We start from the raw sequence: 23948 nt of genomic DNA, 5'->3' as shown, positions 1-23948 counted from the left end.
CGCGCACGATGCTGCCTTCCAAGGACAGCTGGCCGTTCGACACTTCGTCCCACTAGTGACCGACGCCGGGGAACGCCTGACCGAACATCGCCTCCGCGTCGGCCAACGTGCCCGGATTGACCCAGTCGAAATCCGGAAAGCGGCACAGCAACGTGACGTACCGCATCACGCGCGGCCCCTCGGCAGCCATCAGCGCGAGGCTCGCCGGCGTCTGCGCTTGGATTTCCTGGATCGTGGCCGCCTGCCCAGCCGACACGCTCAGGCGCACGCGCCGCAGTCGGATGGCATCGAAGCCACCGTAGCGCTCGGCCTGCTCCGCGGTCAGCTGAACCGGCGCGACGCGCCCGGAATCGTCGACGACACCGAAGAGCCGGGTCGGGGTCTCTCCCGGGCGCACAGGATCGCGCCAGACGCTGTGCAGCGTCCCGCTCACCTCAAGCTGTTGGGCTTGCGGCGTCGAGGCAGCGAAGAGTAGGGCTGTAGCGACGACAGCCGCGTGCGCGAAGGCGCGACGCAGGGAGCACTGGCGAAACACGATGGGCGGAGGGGTTCGCGTCCAATACGCGCGTCCGCCCACGTTGGTGTCAGCCGAGGATCGAGTCCTTGCCCTTCGTGAGCTGCTGGCCGAACCAGAAGTGCGAGAGCGCCAACATGCCGAACACCATGAACGTCGAGGCCATGATGGCCATGTGCGTCACCGGGTCCACGCCGCCGGACGACATCGGACGCGTCAGGAACGCAAACCCGAGCCAAGCGGCCACGGCGCCGCCGGCGACTCCCTTCGCCCCGAGGGCGCCCAGCTTCTCGAAGTTTTCCATGGTGCCTTAATGTGCACCCACGCCGGGGAGTTCCTCCACCCCCCGGGCCGTGATCCGATGCGAAATCAGCGGACGTCTGGACGGAGTCCCAGTGCCGAGCGGGATGGCCTGCCGCAGCGCGTACTCCGCCTCCTGCCGCGCCGACTCGCTCGCCGCGTGGATGGTCGCCAGCGGCTGGCCGGCTTCCACGCGTGCGCCGGGCTTCACGTGCAGCACGACCCCGACGGCGGGATCCACGACATCGTCCACCTTCGTGCGGCCACCGCCGAGTCCGATGATCGCGCGGCCGATTACGCGCGGCTCGACGCGCTGCACGACCCCGGCCTTCGTCGCCAGCACCGGTTTGACGACCGGCGCCTGCGGGAGCACGGCGTGGGGATCATCGACCACGCGCGCGTCACCGCCCTGCGCGGCGACCAGCGCGCGGAACTTCTCCAGCGCGGCACCCGAGTCGAGCGCACGCGTCGCGCGCGCCCGCGCATCGGCGACGTCCTCACTCACCCCGCCGACCAGCAGCATCTCGGTGGCCAGCGCCAGCGTCACCTCTCGAAGGTCGGCCGGCCCCTTGCCGCGCAGGCAGGCCACCGACTCCTCGACTTCGAGCGCGTTGCCGCAGGCATCGCCGAGCGGCGTGTCCATGTCCGTGAGCAGCGCGACGGTCGGGCAGCCGCGCCGTTCGCCGAGCGCGATCATCGTCTTCGCGAGCGTCAGCGAATCCTCGAGCCTCGTCATGAACGCACCGGCGCCGGTCTTCACGTCGAGCACCAGCCCGGTGAGGCCCTCGGCGAGCTTCTTGCTCATGATGCTCGCCGAGATGAGGGGGATGGCCTCCACTGTCGCGGTGGCGTCACGCAGGGCGTAGAACTTGCGGTCGGCCGGCGCGATCTCCGCCGTCTGGCCAATCATCGCGACGCCAAGCCGCTGCAGCTGCGCCGCCGTCTCCTCGAGCGTGAGGCGGGTGCGGAAGCCGGGGATGCTCTCGAGCTTGTCGAGCGTCCCGCCCGTGTGCCCCAGTCCCCGGCCCGACATCATCGGCACGGCAATCCCGCAACAGGCGACGAGCGGGGCGAGGATCAGCGAGACTTTGTCGCCGACGCCGCCGGTCGAGTGCTTGTCGACGCGCGGCAGCCCGAGATGCCCGAGCTCGAGCATGCGGCCGCTCTCGAGCATCGCCGTCGTGAGCGCCTCGATCTCGACGTCATCCATGCCGCGGAAGTACACGGCCATGGCGAACGCCGACATCTGGTAGTCGGGAATCGCGCCCGCCGCGTAGTCGCGCATCATGGCCGCGAGCTCGCCGGCCTCGAGACGTCCCCCGTTGCGCTTGCGTTCGATCAGGTCGACGACAGACATCCGGTCCCTCGTCCGCCGGGGCGGACGTTAGATTGAGTGTGTCCTCTAAATGAACCGTGTGAGCGGTCGGGAGTCCATCCACATGCTGATTTCCAAGCAACTCAACGCCGCGCTCAACGCGCAGGTCGGCAACGAGCTCCTCGCGAGCAATCAATACGTGGTGATCGCGTCGTACTTCGACGCCGAGGGCCTGCCGATGCTGGCCAAGCACTACTTCAACCAGGCCACCGAGGAGCGCGACCACGCGATGCGCTTCGTGCGCCTCATCCTCGATGGCGGCGGCGACCTCAAGATTCCCGCCGTGCCGGCGCCCAAGACGGGCTTCAAGTCGTCGCTCGCCGCGGTGCAGCTCGCGCTCGAGTCCGAGATCACGGTCACGAACCAGATCAACGACATCGTGGACCTGGCGATCAAGGAGAAGAACCACATCATGAAGAACGGCCTCGATTGGTTCGTGAACGAGCAGCGCGAAGAAGTCACCTCGGCCGACACGCTCGTCCGCATGGTGAAGCGCGCGGGCGAGGCGGGGCTCTTCCACGTCGAGGCCTTCCTGCGCGATGGCGGGCTCTCGGAGGCCGAGGGCGGCGCCGAGGGCGCGGCCGGCTGACGCCCGCGCACGACTCGTCCGCCGCGGCAGGGCGCGCAGCCGAGCTGCGCGCCCTGCTCGCACGTGCCCAGCACGAGTACTACGTGCTCGACCGGCCGTCGCTCAGTGACGCCGAGTACGACAAGCTGTTCCGCGAACTGCAGGCCATCGAACGCGACCATCCCGAGCTGCGCGACGCCGATTCGCCGACCGCGCGCGTCGGCGCCGACGTGGGCGACAGCCACCTCGCCAAGCACACGCACCTCGTGCCGATGGCCTCGCTCGACAACGCCTTCGACGAGGCGGAGCTGCAGGAGTGGGACCAGCGCCTGCGCAGACTCGTCGGCGACGCCGTGGACAAAGACGGCTATTGCTGCGAGCTGAAGATCGACGGCGCGGCGGTCTCGCTCACCTACGTGAACGGCGAACTCAAGATCGGCGCGACGCGTGGCAACGGCCGCGTCGGCGAGGACGTGACGGCAAACCTGCGCACCATCGCCGATGTCCCGCGACGGCTCGAGGGCAAGGACTGGCCCGAGACCATCGAGATCCGCGGCGAGGTCTACATGGAGTTCGACGGCTTCGAGCGCATGAATCGCGAGCGCGCGGCGGCCGGTGCACCCGTTTTCGCGAACCCGCGCAACTCCGCCGCGGGCGCGCTGCGGCAGAAGGACCCGCGCGAGACCGCCAAGAAGCCGCTGCGCTTCCTCGGCTATGCCTTCGCCGTGCCGGGGAATCCCTCACTGCCGTTCACGACGCAGTGGGAGTTGCTCGAGTCGTTGGCGAGCTGGGGCATCCCCACACCGCCGCACCGCCGGCACTGCCCGACGCTCGATGCCGTGCACGCCTGGGCGCGCGAGATCGAAAACACGATTCGCCCCGAGCTGCCGTTCGCCATCGATGGCGGCGTGGTGAAGGTGAACCGCCTCACGCTGCAGACGGAGCTCGGCGTGGTGGGCGGGCGCATCCCGCGCTGGGCGGTGGCGCGCAAGTTCGCGCCGGACATCGCCGAGACGAAGCTGCTCGACATCGAGGTGCAGGTCGGGCGCACGGGCGCGCTCACGCCGCGCGCCGTGCTCGCGCCCGTCGAAGTCGGCGGCGCGACGATCACCTACGCGACGCTGCACAACTTCGACCTCGTCGCCGAGAAGGACCTGCGCATCGGCGACGTGGTGCAGGTGAAGCGCGCCGGTGAGGTGATTCCGCAGATCCTCGGGCCCGTGCCCGAGCGCCGCGACGGCAGCGAGCGCAGCGTGCAGGTGCCGACGCACTGCCCCGTGTGCGGCAGCGCCGCCGTGCGCGACGAGGAAGAGGTCGCGAGCTACTGTCCCAACCTCGCCTGCAGCGGGCGGCGGCTGGAGGCGCTGGCGCATTTCACGTCGCGCGCGGGCATGGACATCCGCGGCCTGAGCTACCAGCGGCTCGAGCAGTTGATCGCCGCCGGACTCGTGAACGACGCGGCGGACATCTACGGGATCACCGTGGAGCAGCTCGTGCCGACGAAGGCCGGTGGCGGCGTGCCCGGCTTCCAGGCGAAGAGCGCATCGGCACTTGTCGAGGCCATCGACGCCTCCAAGCAGCAGCCGCTCTCGCGCTTGCTCAACGCCCTCGGCATCCGTCACGTCGGCGCCGAGAGCGCCAAGCTGCTGGCGCGGGCGTTCGGGACCATGGACGCGCTGCAGGGCGCGAGCGCCGAGCAGATCGAAGCGCTGCACGGCGTCGGTGCGACGATGGCCGCCTCCGTGCGCGAGTGGTTCGACGCGCCGGCCATGCAGGACCTCGTCACGCGGCTCGAGGCCGCCGGGCTGCGCATGGACGAGCCGCAGGCGGCCGTCGCCGGGGGTGTCTTTGCGGGCAAGAAGATCGTCCTTACCGGGACGCTGCCCACGCTCTCGCGACCGCAGGCTACCGAGCTGATCGAGAACGCCGGCGGCAAGGTGACGAGTTCGGTCTCCAAGGCTACGGACCTCGTGGTGGCTGGCGACGAAGCGGGCAGCAAGCTCGACAAGGCGAAGGAGCTCGGCGTCGAGGTCATCGACGAGGCCGAACTCTTGCGCCGGCTGGGCCGGTGACCCTTTCTTAGGGCTGACGATGACTCCCTTCACGCTCGGCGCCTCGGCGCTCTCCGCCATTCCCCGCAGCTCGCTGACCACGCTGCGCGCCTCGCTGGTGCGCGATCTCGGCGACGGCTTCGCGGCGGTGCTGCAGGAAGCAGGCTACGCGGGCGGCGAGAGCGTGCTCGCCGCGATGCAGCAGTGGTGCGCGGCCAACGGCCTCGCGGCGCCGGAGTCCCTGCCCTACGCGCAGTTCCAGCAGGCCGCGGCGCGGTTCTTCACCGAAACGGGCTGGGGCACGGTCACGCTCGAGCCGCTCGGCGACACGGCGGTGGCTTTTGATTCCGCCGATTGGGCCGAGTCCGATCCGGCGGCGGCGATGCCCTACCCCAGCTGCTACTTCTCGGCGGGCATGCTCGCCGATGTGTTCGGGCGCGTGGCGGGTGAGGCGCTGGGATGCCTTGAAGTCGAGTGCCGCTCGAACGGCGCGGCGCGCTGTCGCTTCTTGCTGGCGAGCCCCGCGGTCGTCGCGCACGTGTACCAGCGGCTGACGGAAGGCGTGGGGTACACGGACGCTTTGGCGGAGTTGGCCTAGGATTTCGAACGGCCCGCGCCCCAGTGCGCAGGTGGTGACCGCGCCGTAGCTTGTGCAGTGTGCGGACCGCCTTCTTCACCAAGCCCATCCTCAACTCGCCATACGAGTATCCCGCGCGGCATTGGGAGCTCGACGCGAGTGGCCAGCCCACAGGCGCAATCCTTGAATCGAGGCGCTCCGTCTCGTTCATCACGCCGATTCCGAAGCCCAAGAAGCATTCGAAGGCGCAGACGGCGCTCGTGCTGGATGAAGGCGCTGGGCTCTCCACCGAGCAGCAGGGCTACCACCGCAGTCTGATCAACGACCTGCGCACGCAGGTGGATCGCTGGCGGGCGCTGCCCGACCCGTCCACGTGGATGGTCACGCCCGAGACCGCGCGCCTGCTGCACCACTGGCGGCACTTCAAGTTCAACGGCGTGCGGCCGTTCTTCTGCCAGGTCGAAGCCGTCGAGACGGCCATCTGGCTTACCGAGGTCGCGCCGCAGCTCGGCAAGGACGGCCAGCGATTCCTCGCGCACCTGGATGCGGTGAACGCCGAGGCGAACCCGGGACTCTTCCGCCTCGCGCTCAAGCTCGCGACGGGCGCCGGCAAGACGACCGTGATGGCGATGCTCATCGCCTGGCAGACGATCAACGCGGTGCGTCACCCCGGATCCAAGCGCTTCACGCGCGGTTTCCTCGTGGTGACGCCGGGCATCACCATCAAGGACCGCCTGCGCGTCCTGCAGCCCAACGATCCCGACGCGTACTACCAGCAGCGCGAGCTGGTGCCGACGGACCTGCTGCGCGAAGTGCAGCACGCGAAGATCGTCATCACCAACTATCACGCGTTCAAGCTGCGCGAGCGCTGGGAGATTTCGAAGGGTGGCCGCGCCCTGCTGCAGGGCCACGGACCGGCGCTGAGCACCACGGAATCCGAAGGCCAGATGCTGCAGCGCGTGATGCCGGAGCTGATGGGCTTCAAGCACATCATCGCAATCAACGACGAGGCGCATCACTGCTATCGCGAGAAGGCCGTCGCCGACGAGGACGTGGAGCTGAAGGGTGACGACCGCAAGGAAGCGGAAGAGAACGCCGAGGCGGCACGGCTCTGGATCTCCGGCCTCGAGGCCGTGCAGCGCAAGCTCGGCCTCCAGCGCGTGATCGACCTCTCGGCCACGCCGTTCTTCCTGCGCGGCTCGGGCTACGCCGAGGGGACGCTCTTCCCCTGGACGCTCAGCGACTTCTCGCTGATGGACGCCATCGAGTGCGGCATCGTGAAGCTGCCGCGCGTGCCCGTGGCCGACAACATCCCGGGCGCGGAAGTGCCGGTGTACCGCAACCTCTGGGAGCACATCCGCACCAAGATGCCCAAGGCGGGCCGCCGCAGCGGGGGCGACGCCGACCCGCAGTTGCTGCCGACGCCGTTGCAGACCGCGCTCGAAGCGCTGTACGGACATTACGAGAAGACCTTCGAGCGCTGGCAGGCGACGCCGGGCGTGGAGGTGCCGCCGTGCTTCATCGTGGTCTGCAACAACACGACGGCGTCCAAGCTGGTCTTCGACTACATCAGCGGTTTTGAGCGCACGCTCGAGGATGGCTCGACGCAGCAGGTCCCGGGCAAGTTCAAGCTCTTCCAGAACCACGACGCCGACGGCCGCGCCCTGGCGCGCCCCCGCACGCTGCTCATCGACAGCGCGCAGCTGGAATCCGGCGAGGGCCTCGACGACAACTTCCGCAAGGTCGCGGCGGCGGAGATCGAGTACTTCCGGCGCGAGCAGACGCAGCGCTCGGGCCAGCAGATCAAGGCCGACGACATCTCCGACGCGGAACTGCTGCGCGAGGTGATGAACACCGTGGGCAAGAAGGGCCGGCTCGGCGAGGGCATCCGCTGCGTCGTCTCCGTCTCGATGCTCACCGAGGGCTGGGATGCCAGCACCGTCACCCACGTGCTCGGCGTGCGCGCCTTCGGCACGCAACTGCTCTGCGAGCAGGTCATCGGCCGCGCACTGCGGCGCCAGTCGTATGAACTGAACGAGGAAGGGCTCTTCGACGTCGAGTACGCCGACGTGCTCGGCATTCCGTTCGACTTCACGGCCGAGCCGGTGGAAGCCGTGCCAAGCCCGGTGAAGCCGACGGTCACGGTGAAGGCCGTCTCGCCGGACCGCGATCACCTGGAGATCCGCTTCCCGCGCGTCGAGGGCTACCGCGTCGCGCTGCCGGACGAGCGACTCGAAGCCACCTTCGGGCCGGACAGCACGCTGACGCTCACGCCGGACCTCATCGGCCCGACCATCGTCCGCAACGAAGGCCTCATCGGCGAAGGCGTGAACCTCACCGTCGAACATCTCGGCGAGACGCGGCAGAACACCGTGCTGTTCCATCTCGCGCAGCACCTGCTGCTCACGCATTGGCGCGATCCCAACGGCGCGCCCAAACTGCACCTCTTCGGCCAGCTCAAGCGACTCGCCCGCGAATGGATGGACGGATACCTCGTCTGCAAGGGCGGCACCTACCCGGCGCAGCTCCTGCACAAGGAGCTCGCGGACATGGCCTGCGAGAAGATCACCGCGGGCATCGTCAGCCGCGTGGCCGACAGCAGCAACATCGAGGCGCTGCTCGACCCGTACAATCCCACCGGCTCCACGCGCCACGTGCACTTCAATACGTCGAAGGCGCTGCGCTGGGATCCGAACCCCGACCGCTGCCATCTCAACTGGATCATCTGCGACAGCACCTGGGAACAGGAGTTCTGCCGCGTGGTCGAGCGGCATCCGCGGGTGCGGGCCTACGTGAAGAACCACGCGCTGGGCTTTGAAGTCCCCTATCGATATGGCGGCGCCGCGCGGCGCTACCGACCCGACTTCATCCTGCTCGTCGACGATGGCCACGAGGATGCCCTGCACCTCGTCGTGGAAATCAAGGGCCAGCGCGGTGAGGACGACAAGGAAAAGGCCCGCGTGCTGCGCGAACGCTGGATTCCCGCCGTCAACAATCACGGGGGCTACGGGCGCTGGGCGGCGGCGGAGTTCACGGATCCATTCGAGATGGAGTCCGACTTGGCTGCCGTGATTGAGCGCGAGCTGACGCGATTGGTCGATGAGGTCGCGCCGGTAGTGGGAGCGCACGCCTAGTGGAGACCGATGCGCTTGTTCGGCTGCTTGCTGCGCCCGAGGGGGAGCACCTCGAGTGCAAGCAGTTCGGGAACAAAGGGGACTTCGACGAACTCTGCAAGTACGTAGCGGGCATTGCGAACTCTGGCGGCGGCGTGATTGCCATCGGCATCTCGGATGCCAGGCCCCGTCGCGTGGTGGGCACCAAGGCCTTCCCGGAGCCCGGCAAGACCGTCGCCTCCCTGCAACGCGCTCTCGCGCATTCGGTGCGTATCGACGAGCACGCACTCGACGGTCAGCGCGTGCTGTCGGTGACGATTCCCGCGCGTCCGCCCGGGACCGCCATCGCCGACAGAGGCAAGTACTGGTATCGCGTCGGCGAGGAGTTACTCCCGATGCCCGATGCGGTGCTGCGTGCAATCCACGCCGAGGTCGAATCCGACTTCTCGGCGGAGGAATGTGTCGGAGCCGACGTTTCTGACCTCGACGAGGTCGCCGTCGCCGAGTTTCGGCAACGCTGGGCGCGCCAGCGCCCGCAGCTACGCATTGACGGCCTACGTCCCGATGAGCTGTTGCGCGACGCTGGACTGCTCACGGGGGACGGTCGCCTCACCAATGCGGCGCTGCTCCTGCTCGGATCCCACGCCGCCCTGACGCGATTCTTGCCTCAGGCCGAGCTCGTGTATGAGTACCGCGCTACGGAGGCCGCTGGGCCGGCGCAGGACCGCAAGGAGCTTCGGCAGGCGCTCCTCCTGTCGCTGGAACAGCTCTGGGCTGCCGTCAACGCCCGCAATGATCGACAGAGCATCCAGGACGGGCTGTTCCGCCAGGAGGTGGCCACCTTCGACGAAGGGGTCGTCCGCGAGGCCATTCTCAACGCAGTGGCGCACCGTGACTACCGTTTAGCGCCGTCTGTGTTCGTGACGCAGCACCTGCGGCGGCTGGAAGTGACGAGCCCCGGCGGTTTCCCGAACGGCGTCACGGAGGACACCATCCTGCACCAACAGGTGCCCCGAAACAGACGGCTTGCTGAGACACTCGCCCGCATCGGACTTGTGGAACGTGCCGGCCAAGGGGTGAACCTGATGTTTGAGCGCTCTGCGCAGCAGGGGAAGCGAGCGCCGAGCTTTTCGGGATCAGACCGACATCACGTCAAGCTGGTGCTCGATTGTATGGTGTCGAATGTGGCGTTGCTGCGGGCCATCGAACGCATCGGGCAGGAAGACCTGCTCAGCTTCCGCACGGAGGACTTCATCGTCTTGGACCGCCTCTCGCGCGGCGAGAGCATCTCTGCGGAACTCAGCCAGCGACTCCTACCACTTCGTGAACGCGGCCTTGTGGAAAGCGTCGGGCGCGGCCGGGCCGTTCGATATTTTCTTAGCCGCCGCCTCTCGAACCAGATTGGCCAGCGTGGATCATACACGCGCCGTCGTGGGCTCGATTCAGGCGCTGCAGAAGCCCTCCTGCTCACGCATCTGCGCAGCGTTGGACGCGAGGGGGTGGCCATTTCTGAGCTGGAACAGGTGCTCCCGGGTCACTCGAGGAGCCAGATCCGTGCCTCACTCGCGCGGATGCTCTCCGCTGGCACCGTCCGGATGCTGGGGAGTCGGCGCTGGGCTCGATGGGCCGCCATAAGTGAGGACGCCTAGGCGCTATGTCAAAGTTAGAGGTCGCAGAACTCACATAGGATTCTGCTATAGAATTGCAAGTCATTATAGGACAATAACTTATATGTCATTTTGAAACGACGACTTGTCGGTTCAATATCGATAAACAATCCGAAGTTTTCTTTACGTTTCGCCGAAACGTGTAAAGAAAATCGCGAATTCTTTCAGTATTTCCGCTGCCGAGGGTAATGATGGCGAAGTCACCTAAGTCAGGCACGAAGTTGAGCGCAAAAGCGACCGCGAAGTCCGTCGAAGCCATCACGCACGACGAGGCCAAGCGCAAGAACATCCCTACCGCCGAGTACTCGGCCCTGCACGGCAAGGGGGACGACACGCTGCGCGTGGCCTACGAGCGCCGCAACCGTGACTTGGACCCGCAGTTGGTGTGGCGCGGCAAGGATGAGCAAGACTGGAGCGACCTCGTGGTGCCGGCGCCGCCGCTCTACATCCAGGAGAAGGTGCACCCCAAGGCGCTGATCGACGACCTGCTGCGGCAAACGCGCGAACAGCAGCACGAGAGCGGCGAGTTGATGGCGGATCTGTTCGCCGACTTCAACGGCATTCCGAAGGGCGTGGACAAGACCGAGTTCTACCAGCACGAGCAGAACTGGACGAACCGGATGATCCTTGGCGACTCCCTGCAGGTGATGGCGTCACTGGCCGAGCGCGAGGGGCTGCGCGGGAAGGTGCAGTGCATCTACTTCGATCCGCCGTATGGGATCAAGTTCAATTCGAATTTCCAGTGGAGCACGACGAGCCGCGACGTGAAGGACGGAAACGCGGCGCACATCACGCGCGAGCCAGAGCAGGTGAAAGCATTTCGCGATACGTGGCGGGATGGGATTCACTCCTATCTCACGTACCTGCGCGACCGGTTGACGGTGGCGCGGGATCTGCTGACGGAGAGTGGGAGCATCTTCGTGCAGATTGGGGATGAGAATGTGCACCGGGTAAGGACAGTGATGGATGAGGTCTTTGGAGACGAGAACCTGGTCGCGATCATCACGGTCCAAAAGGCAGGATCGACCTTCGCTGAGTACCTTGGCGGCGTTGCGGATTTCGTGCTTTGGTACGCACGAGAGAGGACGTCTCTCAAGTACAGGAGTCTCTACTCTGACCGCGGTCTGACGGACGAGGACCGAGGGCGCTTCTCGTTGTTCGAGCGCGCGGACGGCACGCGCTTTTCTGCATCAGTTGTGACATCTGCGCCAGCTGATGGCGAGCTCGTCGCACCGGACCCACTGCAGTCGGCATCGGCAGGGCGCGACAAGGGCGAAGGTGCCGCAAGTTGGTTCCCGGTTGAGCTGGAGGGAAAGACGTTCCGTCCGACGATGCAGAGCCGCTGGAAGACGAACGAGGATGGCATGGGTCGCCTTGTTCGTTCGAATCGTGTGATCGCGCAGAAGGACTCGATTCGATATGCCCGACGTTTTCGCGACTTTCCGGTACAGGTCCTCACCAATATCTGGACTGATTTGGCCGGAGCGACAGATAAGGTCTACGTCGTACAGACGAGCACTAAGATTGTCGAGCGCTGCTTGCTTCTCGCCACCGACCCCGGCGACCTCGTCCTCGACCCCACCTGCGGCTCAGGCACCACCGCTGCGGTCGCCGAGCAATGGGGCCGCCGTTGGATCACCATCGACACCTCCCGCGTCGCACTCGCCCTCGCACGCTCCCGCATCATGGGTGCACGCTACGCCGCCTACCTCCTCGCCGACTCCCGCGAAGGCCAACTGAAGGAAGCCGAAATCACGCGCAGCGTCCCCAGCACCCAGCCCGTGCACGGAGACCTGCGCCTCGGCTTCGTCTATGAGCGCGTCCCGCACATCACGCTGAAGTCAATCGCCAATAACGCCGAAATCGACGTCATCTACGAGAATTGGCAGCAGACGCTCGAACCGCTGCGCCGCGACCTGAACGCGGCACTCAAGCAGCAGTGGGAAGAGTGGGAGATTCCCCGCGACGCGGACGCGAAGTGGTCCGAGAAGGCCAAGGCACTCCACACCGCGTGGTGGGAGGCGCGTATCAATCGGCAGAAGGAGATTGACGCCTCCATCGCCGCCAAGGCCGAGTACGAGTACCTCTACGACCGCCCCTACGAAGACAAGAAGCGGGTGCGCGTGGCCGGCCCGTTCACGGTGGAGTCGCTCTCGCCGCACCGGATGATCGTCGCCGACGAAGACGGCGCCTCGACACCGGCGGCCACGGTGCTCGAGAAAAAGACGGGCTACGCCGCGGCTGGCCAGAGCTTCCCCGAGCGCATCCTCGCAAACCTCAAGGTCGCGGGCGTCCAGCAGGCCGCCAAGGCGGACCGCATCACCTTCGATTCGCTCGTCCCCTGGCCGGGTGACTTCGTTTGCGCCGAAGGCATGTACCAAGAGGGCAAGAAGGCGAAGCGGGCGGCCATCTTCATCGGCCCGGAGTTCGGCACCGTCACGCGTCCGGACTTGGTGGGTGCCGCTCGCGAAGCCAAGGAGGCCGGCTTCGAGGTGCTCGTGGCCTGCGCCTTCAACTTCGAGGCGCATACCACGGAGTTCGAGAAACTGGCCAACATGCCGGTGCTCAAGGCGCGGATGAACGCCGATCTCCATATGGCCGCCGACCTGAAGACCACGGACAAGGCCAACCTCTTCGTCGTATTCGGCGAGCCAGACATCGCCATCGAGCCGGTGGAGGGTGACCGCCTGCGCGTCACCGTGCAGGGCGTGGACGTCTTCGACCCCAGCACGGGCGAGGTCCGCTCCGACGACGTGGACGGCATCGCCTGCTGGTTCGTGGATACCGACTACAACGAAGAGAGCTTCTTCGTGCGCCACGCCTACTTCCTCGGCCAGAACGATCCCTACAAGGCGCTCAAGACCACGCTCAAGGCCGAAGTGGACGCCGAGGCTTGGGCGACGCTCAACTCGGCGACCAGCCGGGCGTTCCCGCGGCCGAAGTCGGGGCGCATCGCGGTCAAGGTCATCAATCACCTTGGGGACGAGGTGATGAAGGTGTTCCGCGTCTAGGTTTCAGCGATGTCTATCGTTCCACACACATTTTCTTCGGCAGCCGAGCTCACCTCGCGCCCCGGCCGCACGATCGTCTACAAGCACTCGCCCACCTGCTCGCTCTGCGGCTGGAGCGAACACGTCCTCGGCCGCATGGCCCGTGAGGACGGGGTCACGCTGGAGCTGGTGGACGTGCTCGCTGAGCGGCCCCTTTCGCGCGAAATCGAGCAACACTTCGGCGTGCGGCACGAGTCGCCGCAGATATTGATCATCGATGAGGGCGCAGTGACTTGGCATGCGTCGCATCGGGGCGTGGCGCCCGAGCGCGTGCGCGCCGCGCTGGCGGGGAGCCGCGAGGGGCTCGGCGCGCGCGTCTAGCGTCAGAGCATCCCGTCGTACTTGGGATTCGGCACGAGCACGCCGTTCACGATCTGCTCCCGGTCCCAGGGGAGCACGATGCGCGCTTCCGTCTCGAGGGCCGCAAAGTCCGGCTCGTACGTTCCCGTGCGGAAACTCACCGCCGTGCGCACTTCCTTCGCGCCGGCATTGACGAGCGCAGCGATCGCGAGCCGCATCGTATCGCCGCCGTCGCAGGTCTCGTCGACGATGAGCGCCCGCTTCCCGATCACATCCGCCGGCGCCGCGGAGAGCACGGCCGGCGTCTCGCGCACCGTCTTGGCCGAGTAGCGCCGCGAGACGATCATCGAGTGGAAGGGGCGGTCGAGCATCGCCGCGACCACCGCGCCCGGGACGACGCCGGCCGTCGCGATGCCGACAACCAGATCGGGATCGAAACTCTTCGACACCTTGAGCGCGAGGGCGCGCGAGAGCTCGCCGAAGAGCGGCCAGTCGACGTGGAAGGTCTCCTTGGGGGCGGTGCGGCGCGCGGGCATGGTTGCAACCTATCTCGCGGGACCCGCGCGCAGTAAGGGCAGCAGCGTCACAGCTTCCCCCGGTCGGGGCGTATCTATAGCTTTTGCCCGTCCCCCATCCAGACGCCCTATGTCCTTCTGGGACCGCCTCTTCGGCGGCCGTTCCGAGAACGCGCAGGACCGGCAGCGCCTCGACTATCTCAGCGAGGCGCTGGTCTTGGAACGTCAGGGCGACTACGACGCGGCGGTGACCTCGTACCGCCTCGCGCTGCGGGAGCGGCCGGACGACCTCAAGGTCCTGCAGAACCTCGCCATCGCGCTGTCGAAGATCGGCCGCGTCGAGGAAGCGATCCGCGCGTACCGGAAGGCCCTGGAGATCGACCCCTCGCTCTCGGGTGCGCACTACGGGCTCGCCTTCCTGCTCATCAAGCGCGGCGACGGACACTTCGCCGTGAAGCATCTCAAGGCCTTCCTCGCGCAAGCGCCCGCCGGTCCCGAGACCGAACGCTGGGTCGCGCATGCGCAGGCCACGCTCGACCAGCTGATCGCCACCGACAGCTCCTCACCTTCGGCCGGTACCTGACGTTGGGCAAGGTCCTCGCGATCGTCAGTCAAAAGGGCGGCGTCGGCAAGACGACCACCGCCGTGAATCTCGCCGCCGCCTTCGCGCGGCGCGGCATGAAGACGTTGCTCGTCGACGTCGACCCCCAGGGCTCCGTGCGCTTTGGCGCCGGCCTCCGCAAGGATCACCCGACCTATGGCTTCGCCGATTACCTCTCCGGCGAACGCACGCTGCGCGATGTGCTGCTGCCGACGACGCTGCCCTGGCTGCGCGTGATGCTCGCCGGCTCGGTCACCGACCTCGCGGATCACACGAACTACCAAGAACAGATCGCCAGCGGCGAGCAGTTGCCGCGCATGCTCGCCGCCGCCAAGGAACGCTGCGATATCGTCGTGGTGGACACGCCGCCGGGCCTGGGCCCCGTGACGCGACGCACGCTGGCCTCGGCCGATCGCGTGCTGATCCCGCTGCAGGCGGAACCGCTGGCCCTCCAGACGACACCCCAGATCCTGCGTGGGGTACAGGATATCGTGACGACCCACGAGCACCTCGTCTTCGACGGCATCCTGCTCACGATGTACGAGGCCGGCAACCCAGCCTGCGAGAGCACGGTGCAGTACATCCGCGAGAAGGTCCCATCGCATCTGATGCTGGACGTCGTGATCCCGCGCAGCCCGGCGCTGGCCGAGGCGTTCGCCGCGGGACAGCCGGCGGTGGTGCGGTCGCCGGCGGATGCCGCCTCGCAGGCCTACGTGAACCTCGCGACCAAGCTCGCGGAGCGCGCGGCGGGATGATGCGGTCCTGGGGGCGGATTGCCGCCCCGCTCGCCCTTCTCGCGGCGGGCCTCCTCGCCTGCGATGACGTGGTCACCGATCCCGATGCGGTGGCGGCGCTGGACTTCGACGGCATCGCCTTCCCGGCCGTCGTGAGCGGGGATACGCTGCGCGACGGCAGCGGTGTCGCAACGCCGCTGGCCGCGACGGTATACGATGGCCGCGGCGGCGTGATCGCCGATGCGCCAGTGGAGTTCTTCGCGCTCGATACGGGCGTGACGATCGATGCCAACGGATTCCTCACCGCCGCGCGCCGCAGCGGCCCCGTGCGGCTCGTCGCCAGCGTGAACGGCCTGCAGTCGCAGCGCCGCACGGTACAGGTGACGCCGCGCCCCGACACGGTGCGCAGCGGCGCCACCGACATCACCTTCACCTACAACATCCCGGACAGCCCGCCGAGCGTCAGCCCGGCCCTGTCGCTCACCCTGCAGAGCCGGGATACCGTCGGCGGGGGAAGCCCCGGCGTGGCGGGTTGGATCGTCCGCTGGCGCATCGTGCACCAGGGGGACACCCTGGCCCCGACGGACACGTCGAAGGTCGCGCTCTGGCCCGCCGCCGCCTCGCGTCACGGGCTGCTCGATACCACGCGTGCGGACGGCACGGTCTCGCGCCGCCTGCGCGTGTACGCCAACCTGCTGCCCGTGCAGCCGGACAGCTTCATCGTCATCGCGGAGCTGCGCGCCCGCGGGATGCCCGTGCCGGGGAGTCCGCTGCGCTATGTCGTGCATATCCGTCCGCCCAGCATCTAGGAACCCTTCGTTCGCTCTGTAGCAGTCCGTCGCCGACCCTCACGCGAGAGACCAGCCGATGATCGCCACTGGAGGCCCGCGCCCCGCGCCGGGCACACTGACACAGATCTTCTTCCAATCTGTCGAGTCCCACGACCTGCCCGCGGCCTACCAGTTCAAGAAGGACGGTCGCTACCAGCCGATCTCGCACAAGGACGTGCTGCGGCGCGTGCGCCACATCACGCTCGGCCTCGAATCCCTCGGCGTGAAGCGCGGGGACCGCGTCGGCATCATGTCGGAGAACCGCCCCGAGTGGGCGCTCGCCGACTGGGCCTGCCTCTGCAGCGGCATGACGGACGTGCCCGTGTATCCGACGCTGCCCGCCGAGCAGATCGTGCACCCGCTGAACGACTCCGGCGCCGTGGCGCTGTTCGTCAGCACGCCGGAGCAAGCGGCGAAGGCCAAGTCCGTGCGCGGCGAGTTCAAGACCCTGCGCCACATCATCTCGTTCGTCGACAGCAAGCCCGACGGCGTCGATTTCACGCTGGCCGAGATCGAGGCGAAGGGCGCGACGATGGACTCGCCGGAGAAGGCCGCGGCGTTCAAGGCCGGCGCCCTGTCGGTGCAGCCGGACGACCTCGCCACCCTGATCTACACCTCGGGCACCACCGGCCTCCCCAAGGGCGTGATGCTGACGCACGACAACATCTACTCGAACGTGAAGGCGTCCGAGAAGAAGGTGCCGGTGCGCGCGGGCGAGGTCGCGCTGAGCTTCCTGCCGCTCTCGCACATCTTCGAGCGCATGGGCGATTACCTGTTCTTCTGCTGCGGCGTGAGCATCGCGTACGCGGAGAGCATCGACACCGTGCCGCTCAACCTCTCCGAGGTGAAGCCGCACTTCTGCATGTCGGTGCCGCGCCTCTTCGAGAAGATGTACGCCCGCGTGCTCGAGAACGCCGTGAGTGGCGGCGCGGTGAAGGCGAAGATCTTCCGCTGGGCCGTCGGCGTGGCCGATGCCTGGGCCAACGAGAAGCTGGCCGGCCGCGAGCCCGGCGGCTTCCTCGCGTGGAAGTACGGCATCGCGCAGAAGCTCGTGTTCAGCAAGCTCAAGGAGCGCACCGGCGGCCGGCTCCGCTACTTCGTGTCGGGCGGCGCCCCGCTCAACCCGACGATCAACAAGTTCTTCTACGCGGCCGGCCTCAAGATCCTCGAGGGATACGGCCTCACCGAAACCTCGCCCGTGATCGCCGTCAACGCCGACGACGCCTTCCGCATCGGCTCGGTGGGCAAGCCGGTGGCCGGCGTCGAGGTGAAGATCGCCGCCGACGGCGAGATCCTGACGCGCGGCCCGCATGTCATGAAGGGCTACTACAACCGGCCCGACGCCACGGCCGAGGCCATCGACAGCGAGGGCTGGTTCCACACCGGAGACGTCGGCGTGCTCGAGGATGGCTTCCTCCGCATCACCGACCGCAAGAAGGACATCATCGTCACCGCGGGCGGCAAGAACATCGCGCCGCAGCCGATCGAGAACCGCATCAAGACCAACAAGTACGTCTCGCAGGCGGTGATGATCGGCGACAAGCGCAAGTTCCCGATCGTGCTCATCGTCCCCAACTGGGACAACCTCGAGAAGTGGGCGGCGCTCAAGAACATCATCTGGACCGACCGCAAGCAGCTGCTCGAGATGCCGACGATCCAGGCGAAGATGGACAAGGAAGTGCGCAAGACCATCGAGGGCCTCGCCAGCTTCGAGTCGCCGAAGAAGATCGGCCTGCTCGAGCACGATTTCTCGATTGAGCGGGGCGAGCTCACGCCCAAGCTCAGCGTCAAGCGCAAGGTGATCGACACGCAGTACAGGGCGTTGATCGACAGCCTGTACGAGGGGGCGGATTGATCCGCAGGTTGCTCCTCGGCATCCTCTGCGCGGCGGCGGTGGGCGCGCCGCGCAGCCTCGCCGCGCAGCGCGGCGAAATCAGCATCCTCGGGGGCATCGTCCACAGCCCCGGCGTGGAATTCGATCGCGTGCTGCGCGGCAGCAACCTCGGGCCGCCACTGTACGTCCGGCAGCGCGGCGAGCGCAGCGCCGGTCCCGCGATCGGCGCCGCCGCCACCTTCGCCATCCGCGGCCATGTCTTTGCCGAACTCGGCGTCATGCACCACGGCGTCGAGCGCGCCATCTCCGCCACCGGGCTCGGCGACGAGTCGGGGCCGTTCCTCATCACGAATCGCTACAAGGGCGCGCTGACGACGCTGTGGGCCGGGCCGTCGTACCGCGTCGTCGACCGGGAGTGGACGGCGCTCTCCGCCGTCCTCGCGCCGACCGTCATCGTCATGACCGGCGACGCATTCTCGACCGAGACCGTGTTTCACAACTTCCCGAGCAGCAACACGACCATCGGCGTCCTGCTTGGCGTCCGCGGCCGTCACTGGCTCAACGACCGGGTCGGCGTCCAGGCATCGCTCGACGACGTGATCTGGACCTTCCCCTTGGCGCCTCACAACGCCGATGGCACGCCATTCGCGCCGCTGAGCTCGCGGAAGACGCCGCCGCAGCACGACCTGCGCCTGCACCTCGGACTCGCCCTGCGCCTGCGCTGAACGCCGTTGGCGCGCCGTTGGCGCGCCGTCGGCGCTGCGCCGCGCGTCGGCCGCCTATGCGCGGCGCAGCGGCACGACGATCGCCGGCGCCAGGACCTCGCCGACCCAGTGCCGCTCGTCGCGGGCGAGCTCGCGCACGCCCTGTGGCAGCGGAAGCGACACGGCCGCCATCACGCGGCCGCCCGTGCGCACGCCGCGCACGGCCTCGGCCATGACCGCTGCGCTCATCGCGCCATCCAGCGCCGCCGCGTCGAAAGTGGCATCGGCGAACGGCAGTGCGTCGCCGCAGCCGCTCACGTTCCCCACGCCGCTCGGGCTCGGCCCATCGACACCGAACACCGCCACGAGCGCGTCATACCGCACGACGAGCGGCTCGGCGAAGGCGGCGAACGAGGCAGCGAGCAGGACAGGCAGGCGCGCCTCACCGAGGCCCAGGAGCGCCGCGAGCCGGAGCAGCGCCGCGTCGTCCACGGCGCCAGCCGCAGAGGCGTCGGGCGACGCGAGGCCGCGCGCGCGCGCCTCGCGACCGAAGCGTAGCGAGCCGTCGCTGAAGATCCCTTCGCGATGGCACAGCATGCACCCCGCGGTGCCGCGCACGAGATCGCGATCGCGCGTCTCCTCCGCGATGACGATCAACGGCGTGCGCACGTGCGGCGCGGGGCACACCAGGCGCTCGGCGAGTTCCAGTCGCATCAAGAGGAACAATCACCTATGATACGGGTACAATCCAGTCTGTCTGTGGCGTAGCTGCATCCTGCGCGCGCCCTCCTCCCACCCCGACTCCCATGCTCGAATTCGCCAAGTCCGAGCCGTTCACGCTCGGCGTCGAGGTGGAGCTGCAGATCGTGGATCGCGAGACCCACGAGCTGTCCCCCAAGGCTCCGCAACTGCTGCACCGCTGGTCCGGGCCCGCGACCGTACAGCCCGAGATCTTCCAGAGCATGATCGAGCTCTCCACCGGCGTCTGCCGCGATGCGGCGCACGCCGAGGCCGACCTCCGCGCCACAGCCGAGCGATTGCTGCCCATCGCCAAAGGCCTCGGCGTGCGCTTCATCGCCACGGGCACGCACCCGACGGCGCGCTACACGGAGCGCAAGCTGTTCCCGGCCGACCGCTATCACGGCCTGATCGCGCGCAACCAGTGGATCGCGCGCCGCCTGCAGATCTTCGGGCTCCACGTGCACATCGGCATGGAGAACCCGGAAGTCGCCATCGCCATCCAGAACGAGCTCCTGCACGACCTGGCGCTGCTGCTCGCGGTTTCCACCAGCTCGCCGTTCTGGGAGGGCGACCCCACCGGCCTCGCCTCGTCGCGCGTCACGGTGTTCGAGGCGCTGCCGACCGGTGGGAGTCCGCAGCTGGTCCACGATTGGAACGAGTTCTGCGAGCTCGTCGAGACCCTGACGAAGGCCGAGGCCATCACGTCGCTGAAGGACCTCTGGTGGGACATCCGGCCGAGCCCGCGCTACGGGACGATCGAGATCCGCATCTGCGACGGCCTCGCGACGCTGCGCGAGACCGCGGACATCGTGGCGCTGGCGCAGGCGTTGGCGAAGCGCGCCGGTGCGCGGGTCGCCGCCGGGCAGGGCCGCACGTTCCCGCCGATGTGGCGCGTGCGCGAGAACAAGTGGCGTGCGTCGCGGCACGGCATGGACGCCGAACTCGTCATCGTGAATGACGGCACGCACGCACCGGCACGGAAGTACCTCGCGCGCACGCTCGACGAGCTCGTCGCCGACGGCCATCTCGACGGGACGTCGCGGCACACCGCGCACCTGCGGGGCATCGCGGAGGGCGCCCCGACCTCGTCGGAGCGTCAGCGCGCCGTGTACGCGGCCACCAACTCGCTCAGCGAGGTGGCGCGCTCGGTCGCGGAGGAGTTCGAGGAGGACGTGCTCTCGCGCGGGGCGTCGCTCTAGCGGGCACCCACGCCAGCTCGCGCGCCGCTAACTGCGCGAGAGCCGGATCTCGTCGAGATTGACGGCAGGCGGGCGGGTGACGCTCCACAGCACGGCGTCGGCGACGTCCTCGGGCCGGAGCATCTCGTCCCGATTCGGCAGGTGAGCCTGCGCGTCCGGATCGTGCGGGTCCCAGATCGGCGTGTCGGTGGCCGCCGGCGACACGAGCGTGCAGCGCACGCCGCTTCCCCGCGACTCGGCCCGCACGGCTTCGGCCGTCGCGCGCAGCGCGTGCTTGGTCGCCGCATAGACGGCGTTCGACGGAAACACGTGGCGGTCGGCCAGCGAGCCAAGGAAGACCACATGCCCCGTGTCGCGCGCGCGCATCGCCGGGAGGAAGGCGCGCACGAGCCGCAGCGGCGCGATGGCATTCAGGCCGAACGCGGTCTCGAGTTCGTCCTCCGCGATGGCATCCACCGGCCCCAGCGGGAATGTCCCGGCCGCGAGCACCACGATGTCCGGCGTCGCCCCGAACGCCTCGGTGGCGGCGGCCGCGACCGTCGTCGCGGCGATCGGCTGCAGGAGATCGTCGGCGATGACCACCGGCGCGTGCGGCAGCGTCGCCGCCACGGCCTCGAGCGCCGCCTGCGAGCGCGAGACCAACGCCACGCGCGCGCCAGCCGATGCCAGCGCGCGCGCCACTGCCGCCCCGATGCCCCGCGAGGCGCCCGTCACGAGCGCCGTGCGTCCGGCCAGCGGCAGCGTCACCGCCCCGAACCGTACACGAGCCGCAGGAACTCGTCGCGCGTCGCCGGCTCGTTCCGGAACGAGCCCTTCAGCGCCGAGGTGATCGTCCGCGAGTTCTGCTTCTCGACGCCGCGCATCATCATGCACAGGTGCTCGCACTCGATGACGACGCCCACGCCCTCGGGCTTGAGGACGTCATGGATGGCCTGGGCGATCTGCTCCGTAAGCCGCTCCTGCACCTGCAGGCGCCGCGAGAACACCTCGACGATGCGCGGCAGCTTGCTCAAGCCGACGATGCGCCCCTGCGGGATGTAGGCGATGTGCGCCTTCCCGAAGAACGGCAGCATGTGATGCTCGCACATCGAATACAGCTCGATGTCGCGCACCATGACCATCGATTCGTGCTGTTCCTCGAACACCGCGTCGCCCACGACCTCGGCGACGTCCATGTCGTAGCCGCGCGTCAGCCAGCTCATCGCCTTCGCCACGCGTTCCGGCGTCTTCAGCAAGCCTTCCCGATTCGGGTCCTCGCCGATCAGCTCGAGCTCGCGGCGCACCAGCGTCTCGAACTCGACCATCCGCGCCGCGTTCGAGGCGGCCTCCGCCTCGAAGGCGTCGGCGCCGGATCCGTTGCGCACGTCGGTCTGGATCCGGTCAGCGGCCATCGTATTCGACATAATGATTTTCCGTCTCCCACAACTTGAGGCGCACGAGGCGCGAAGGAGCAACCTTGGGCGCGAGCACGCGCCAGCATGCCAATACAAGGTTTTCCGTAGTGGGAATGGTTCCCGCCATGAAGGGCACGTCGAGATTCAGATTCTTGTGGTCCAGATGCTGGACAAGTTCCCGCTCGGCGATGCGCTTGAGCTCGCCGAGGTCCATGACGTAGCCCGTCTCCGGATCCACCTCACCCTCGATCGTGATCTCGAGCGTGTAGTTATGACCGTGGCCGTTCGGGTTGCTGCACTTCCCGAAGGTCGCGCTGTTGCGCTCGTCGCTCCACGCGGGATTGTAGACCCGGTGGCCGGCGTTGAACTTGACGAGTCGGGTGGCGGTGACGAGTGGCATGGCTACGTAATCCTGCAGCGGAATCGAATGTTCCGCGAGGGGAAAACACCGACGCGCCGCCCGGCTTGCCGGGCGGCGCGTCAGCAAAGAGAGGGAGCAGAGAGGGTTTTTTGAAGCCCTGTCGAACGCTAAGGTCCTCACCCTACGTCCGACTTCCCGGCGTCCGGGCGTGTCGTCGGCAGAGATGTCGGATCCGCCTCGGAGGACTTATCGGCTCAAAAAGTAATTCTCCCTGTCCCAACGAATCGTGGGGGAATAGTAGGGGCCGCTCCCGAACCCGTCAATCACACGACGCCGCCGCAATCGTTACGTTTCGGCATGGACCTCTTGACCGTCGGCGGCATCGCGATGCTCGGGCTGTGGATCCTCGGGACCTTCGTGTTCGAGGGCCCGGGCTTCATCCACCTGTTCCTCACGCTTGGCGTGATGTTCATCGTGCTCGGTGCCGTGAAGCGGGCCGAGCGCGCCCGCAAAGGCGAGCAGCGCGGACGCTGACGCCTCAGATCTCCCAGTTGGAGATCGCCATGCCGACGGGCGTCGGCACTTCGCCGTAGCCGGTCAGCGTCATCCGCAGGTCCGTCCAGCGCACGCGTGCCCCGTGTGCCACGAGGACCCGCAGGGCATCGGGGAACTCGCCCTGCACCCGCAGCGCGGCGCGCATCGTGCCGCTGCGCCGCGCCTGCACCCGCACGAGATGCATCAGCGCCGGGAGTTCGCGCGCATCGTCCACCGCGAGCTTGAGCACGCGCAGCTCCTCGCGGCTGCGTCCTTCGACCAGCGGGATCTCGTGGTACAGCGCGAAGCCGCGCAGCTGTCCGTCCTCCGCGGTGTGCAGCAGGACGTCGCCGAGGCCGTGCCGCAGCGTGAGCGCCAGCTCGCGGGTGTAGTCGGCCCCGGGGCGCACGCGCGCGAGCAACGCGGCGCAATCTCCTAGCAGTCGCTCGCGCTCGCCGCTCCCGGCGTGGCCGAGCAGGCGCGGCGCTACGCCGCCAATCGCATCCATGGTGACGGTAATCGTCAGCGGCGCCGGCACGAATCCCATCGACGCGTAGAAGCCGATGTTGTCCATCGTGCGCGGCATCGTCTCGAGGCCGATCGTCGTGCAGCCCTGCTGCTTGAGATGGGCGATGCCCGCCTCGACGATGCGATGGCCCAGCCGGTGCGCCTGCAGGTCCTCGCGCACGGCCAGCGGCCCCATCCATCCCTCGCGGCCCAGCGCATGGGCGAAGTTGAACGCCGCGATGTCCCCCGCCGCGTCGCGCCACAGCATCGCCCCGGCGCCCGCCGACTCGATCGCAAAGCGCCAGATCGCGGGGTTGAGCGGTGGCACGCGCACGCCCGACATCCCGTCGCGACGGTAGCGCTCGCTGAACGCATCGCTGAAGATCGCGTTGAGCGGCGCGATGTCCTCGACGCGTACCGCGAACGGCCCGCTCACGCGGGAGACCTGGGCCTGCGGCTCGCTCACGCGCCGCTCCGGG

23 protein-coding genes are annotated in these 23948 nt (G+C 67.9%); 14 read left to right on the top strand and 9 right to left on the bottom strand.

From position 1 onward, the window contains the following. Positions 1-52 precede the first annotated feature (52 nt). The 3 genes from Strain318_RS02970 to Strain318_RS02960 form a co-directional block, all read right to left on the bottom strand. A complete protein-coding gene (locus Strain318_RS02970; RefSeq protein ID WP_367887047.1) occupies positions 53-433 on the bottom strand; it encodes a hypothetical protein in 381 nt (126 codons plus the stop codon). 151 nt (positions 434-584) lie between these two features. After that, positions 585-818, bottom strand: coding sequence for a hypothetical protein (locus Strain318_RS02965; protein ID WP_367887046.1), 234 nt, complete (start codon positions 816-818; stop codon positions 585-587). A gap of 6 nt (positions 819-824) precedes the next feature. Beyond that, on the bottom strand, positions 825-2171 hold the full coding sequence (locus Strain318_RS02960) for a thymidine phosphorylase (protein ID WP_367887045.1): 1347 nt from the start codon (positions 2169-2171) through the stop codon (positions 825-827). Positions 2172-2253: 82 nt separating this feature from the next. Here Strain318_RS02960 and Strain318_RS02955 point away from each other — a divergent pair, with 82 nt between their 5' ends. The 7 genes from Strain318_RS02955 to Strain318_RS02925 all read left to right on the top strand — a co-directional run bounded on the left by Strain318_RS02955 (position 2254) and on the right by Strain318_RS02925 (position 13536). Further along, on the top strand, positions 2254-2778 hold the full coding sequence (locus tag Strain318_RS02955; RefSeq protein ID WP_367887044.1) for a ferritin: 525 nt from the start codon (positions 2254-2256) through the stop codon (positions 2776-2778). Continuing rightward, the gene (gene ligA / locus Strain318_RS02950) at positions 2775-4829 is read left to right on the top strand and encodes an NAD-dependent DNA ligase LigA (protein WP_367887872.1); all 2055 of its coding nucleotides are present in this window, start codon (positions 2775-2777) and stop codon (positions 4827-4829) included. Before Strain318_RS02955 ends, ligA begins: the two co-directional genes overlap by 4 nt. A 19-nt stretch (positions 4830-4848) precedes the next feature. Further along, the gene (locus tag Strain318_RS02945; protein WP_367887043.1) at positions 4849-5406 is read left to right on the top strand and encodes a V4R domain-containing protein; all 558 of its coding nucleotides are present in this window, start codon (positions 4849-4851) and stop codon (positions 5404-5406) included. Between the two features lie 59 nt (positions 5407-5465). Further along, positions 5466-8519, top strand: coding sequence for a BPTD_3080 family restriction endonuclease (locus tag Strain318_RS02940; RefSeq protein ID WP_367887042.1), 3054 nt, complete (start codon positions 5466-5468; stop codon positions 8517-8519). Beyond that, positions 8519-10147 (top strand): ATP-binding protein, encoded by a 1629-nt coding sequence (locus Strain318_RS02935; RefSeq protein WP_367887041.1) that lies wholly within the window; start codon positions 8519-8521, stop codon positions 10145-10147. The genes Strain318_RS02940 and Strain318_RS02935 overlap by 1 nt, the downstream gene beginning before the upstream one ends. 209 nt (positions 10148-10356) lie before the next feature. Further along, positions 10357-13176, top strand: a complete 2820-nt coding sequence (locus Strain318_RS02930; RefSeq protein ID WP_367887973.1) for a site-specific DNA-methyltransferase — start codon at positions 10357-10359, stop codon at positions 13174-13176. 9 nt (positions 13177-13185) lie between these two features. Beyond that, a complete protein-coding gene (locus Strain318_RS02925; protein ID WP_367887039.1) occupies positions 13186-13536 on the top strand; it encodes a monothiol bacilliredoxin BrxC family protein in 351 nt (116 codons plus the stop codon). A gap of 2 nt (positions 13537-13538) precedes the next feature. Here the strand turns inward: Strain318_RS02925 and Strain318_RS02920 are convergent, their stop codons facing one another. Further along, the gene (locus Strain318_RS02920; RefSeq protein ID WP_367887038.1) at positions 13539-14051 is read right to left on the bottom strand and encodes a phosphoribosyltransferase; all 513 of its coding nucleotides are present in this window, start codon (positions 14049-14051) and stop codon (positions 13539-13541) included. Positions 14052-14160: 109 nt separating this feature from the next. On the opposite strand from Strain318_RS02920, the gene Strain318_RS02915 reads away from it, so the two are divergent. Genes Strain318_RS02915 through Strain318_RS02895 form a run of 5 tightly spaced genes read left to right on the top strand, consistent with a single transcriptional unit; the run spans position 14161 to position 18754 of the window. Further along, positions 14161-14613 (top strand): tetratricopeptide repeat protein, encoded by a 453-nt coding sequence (locus tag Strain318_RS02915; protein ID WP_367887037.1) that lies wholly within the window; start codon positions 14161-14163, stop codon positions 14611-14613. Between the two features lie 2 nt (positions 14614-14615). Beyond that, the gene (locus Strain318_RS02910; protein WP_367887036.1) at positions 14616-15386 is read left to right on the top strand and encodes a ParA family protein; all 771 of its coding nucleotides are present in this window, start codon (positions 14616-14618) and stop codon (positions 15384-15386) included. Continuing rightward, a complete protein-coding gene (locus tag Strain318_RS02905) occupies positions 15383-16174 on the top strand; it encodes a hypothetical protein (RefSeq protein WP_367887035.1) in 792 nt (263 codons plus the stop codon). Before Strain318_RS02910 ends, Strain318_RS02905 begins: the two co-directional genes overlap by 4 nt. A gap of 58 nt (positions 16175-16232) precedes the next feature. After that, entirely contained in the window at positions 16233-18050 is a 1818-nt protein-coding gene (locus Strain318_RS02900) for an AMP-dependent synthetase/ligase (protein ID WP_367887034.1), read from the top strand. Continuing rightward, the gene (locus tag Strain318_RS02895) at positions 18047-18754 is read left to right on the top strand and encodes a hypothetical protein (RefSeq protein WP_367887033.1); all 708 of its coding nucleotides are present in this window, start codon (positions 18047-18049) and stop codon (positions 18752-18754) included. Before Strain318_RS02900 ends, Strain318_RS02895 begins: the two co-directional genes overlap by 4 nt. 54 nt (positions 18755-18808) lie before the next feature. On the opposite strand, the gene Strain318_RS02890 is transcribed toward Strain318_RS02895, so the two are convergent. Further along, positions 18809-19447, bottom strand: a complete 639-nt coding sequence (locus Strain318_RS02890; protein ID WP_367887032.1) for a hypothetical protein — start codon at positions 19445-19447, stop codon at positions 18809-18811. A gap of 92 nt (positions 19448-19539) precedes the next feature. On the opposite strand from Strain318_RS02890, the gene Strain318_RS02885 reads away from it, so the two are divergent. Continuing rightward, a complete protein-coding gene (locus tag Strain318_RS02885; RefSeq protein ID WP_367887031.1) occupies positions 19540-20673 on the top strand; it encodes a carboxylate-amine ligase in 1134 nt (377 codons plus the stop codon). A 27-nt stretch (positions 20674-20700) separates the two neighbouring features. Here Strain318_RS02885 and Strain318_RS02880 read toward each other — a convergent pair whose 3' ends face one another. The 3 genes from Strain318_RS02880 to Strain318_RS02870 all read right to left on the bottom strand — a co-directional run bounded on the left by Strain318_RS02880 (position 20701) and on the right by Strain318_RS02870 (position 22467). Beyond that, positions 20701-21420 (bottom strand): SDR family oxidoreductase, encoded by a 720-nt coding sequence (locus Strain318_RS02880; protein ID WP_367887030.1) that lies wholly within the window; start codon positions 21418-21420, stop codon positions 20701-20703. Continuing rightward, entirely contained in the window at positions 21417-21977 is a 561-nt protein-coding gene (folE, locus tag Strain318_RS02875) for a GTP cyclohydrolase I FolE (protein WP_367887871.1), read from the bottom strand. Before folE ends, Strain318_RS02880 begins: the two co-directional genes overlap by 4 nt. 76 nt (positions 21978-22053) lie before the next feature. Continuing rightward, on the bottom strand, positions 22054-22467 hold the full coding sequence (locus Strain318_RS02870) for a 6-carboxytetrahydropterin synthase (protein WP_367887029.1): 414 nt from the start codon (positions 22465-22467) through the stop codon (positions 22054-22056). A 318-nt stretch (positions 22468-22785) separates the two neighbouring features. On the opposite strand from Strain318_RS02870, the gene Strain318_RS02865 reads away from it, so the two are divergent. Then, a complete protein-coding gene (locus tag Strain318_RS02865; RefSeq protein ID WP_367887028.1) occupies positions 22786-22962 on the top strand; it encodes a hypothetical protein in 177 nt (58 codons plus the stop codon). 4 nt (positions 22963-22966) lie between these two features. Here Strain318_RS02865 and Strain318_RS02860 read toward each other — a convergent pair whose 3' ends face one another. Further along, on the bottom strand, positions 22967-23935 hold the full coding sequence (locus Strain318_RS02860) for a GNAT family N-acetyltransferase (protein ID WP_367887027.1): 969 nt from the start codon (positions 23933-23935) through the stop codon (positions 22967-22969). Positions 23936-23948 lie beyond the last annotated feature (13 nt).

The organism is Pseudogemmatithrix spongiicola (assembly GCF_030623445.1).
GTDB classification, from domain to species: Bacteria; Gemmatimonadota; Gemmatimonadetes; order Gemmatimonadales; family Gemmatimonadaceae; genus Pseudogemmatithrix; species Pseudogemmatithrix spongiicola.
The sequence above is the reverse complement of the archived record's forward strand: the minus strand, read 5'-3'. Positions and strand labels throughout refer to the sequence as shown.

Bases quoted from the DNA above. Each gene is read 5' to 3' on its own strand.
- Strain318_RS02965 (WP_367887046.1), bottom strand. From the start codon at position 818: ATGGAAAACTTCGAGAAGCTGGGCGCCCTCGGGGCGAAGGGAGTCGCC.
- Strain318_RS02885 (WP_367887031.1), top strand. From the start codon at position 19,540: ATGCTCGAATTCGCCAAGTCCGAGCCGTTCACGCTCGGCGTCGAGGTG.
- Strain318_RS02905 (WP_367887035.1), top strand. From the start codon at position 15,383: ATGATGCGGTCCTGGGGGCGGATTGCCGCCCCGCTCGCCCTTCTCGCG.
- Strain318_RS02930 (WP_367887973.1), top strand. From the start codon at position 10,357: ATGGCGAAGTCACCTAAGTCAGGCACGAAGTTGAGCGCAAAAGCGACC.
- Strain318_RS02955 (WP_367887044.1), top strand. From the start codon at position 2,254: ATGCTGATTTCCAAGCAACTCAACGCCGCGCTCAACGCGCAGGTCGGC.
- folE (WP_367887871.1), bottom strand. From the start codon at position 21,977: ATGGTCGAGTTCGAGACGCTGGTGCGCCGCGAGCTCGAGCTGATCGGC.
- Strain318_RS02915 (WP_367887037.1), top strand. From the start codon at position 14,161: ATGTCCTTCTGGGACCGCCTCTTCGGCGGCCGTTCCGAGAACGCGCAG.
- Strain318_RS02870 (WP_367887029.1), bottom strand. From the start codon at position 22,467: ATGCCACTCGTCACCGCCACCCGACTCGTCAAGTTCAACGCCGGCCAC.
- Strain318_RS02865 (WP_367887028.1), top strand. From the start codon at position 22,786: ATGGACCTCTTGACCGTCGGCGGCATCGCGATGCTCGGGCTGTGGATC.
- Strain318_RS02900 (WP_367887034.1), top strand. From the start codon at position 16,233: ATGATCGCCACTGGAGGCCCGCGCCCCGCGCCGGGCACACTGACACAG.
- Strain318_RS02890 (WP_367887032.1), bottom strand. From the start codon at position 19,447: ATGCGACTGGAACTCGCCGAGCGCCTGGTGTGCCCCGCGCCGCACGTG.
- Strain318_RS02925 (WP_367887039.1), top strand. From the start codon at position 13,186: ATGTCTATCGTTCCACACACATTTTCTTCGGCAGCCGAGCTCACCTCG.
- Strain318_RS02960 (WP_367887045.1), bottom strand. From the start codon at position 2,171: ATGTCTGTCGTCGACCTGATCGAACGCAAGCGCAACGGGGGACGTCTC.
- Strain318_RS02945 (WP_367887043.1), top strand. From the start codon at position 4,849: ATGACTCCCTTCACGCTCGGCGCCTCGGCGCTCTCCGCCATTCCCCGC.
- Strain318_RS02920 (WP_367887038.1), bottom strand. From the start codon at position 14,051: ATGCCCGCGCGCCGCACCGCCCCCAAGGAGACCTTCCACGTCGACTGG.